Genomic DNA, 394 nt, shown 5'->3' on the forward strand with positions numbered 1-394 from the left:
CTTCTACAGCGACAGCTCGACGTGGCCCACAACTCCCAATACTAAGTTGAACCCCTCACAGAAGTACTGGCTCCGGAAAACCCTCTTGACAGATAATAAATAGCAAATCGAAGAATTTTACTTTTAGGCCAGCCTAATCCACTCATGTCGAAGAAGTCTCGAAAGGTCGTGGCTGGAGAATACGACGTTGTTATTGTTGGCGGAGGAGTCGGAGGGATTACAGTTGGTGTTTTTACGAGTCGATACGGACTCTCCACACTAATCCTAGATCGTGGTCGGTCATCACTGGGCCGGATCGCACATCTGGAGAACTTTCCTGGCTTCCCTGGCGGAATCGATACGCCAACATTCCAGAAACTTTTGCACGCACAAGCCGAGCGAGTCGGTTGTGAAA

1 protein-coding gene is annotated in these 394 nt (G+C 49.5%); it reads left to right on the forward strand.

Translation table 11 applies throughout. The features are described from left to right. Positions 1 to 144: 144 nt before the first annotated feature. Positions 145 to 394, forward strand: a 250-nt coding sequence (locus FY251_RS22070; RefSeq protein WP_148417029.1) for an NAD(P)-binding protein, incomplete at its 3' end; no start/stop codon positions are given.

Source organism: Haloferax sp. KTX1 (assembly GCF_902410085.1).
Taxonomy (GTDB): Archaea; Halobacteriota; Halobacteria; order Halobacteriales; family Haloferacaceae; genus Haloferax; species Haloferax massiliensis.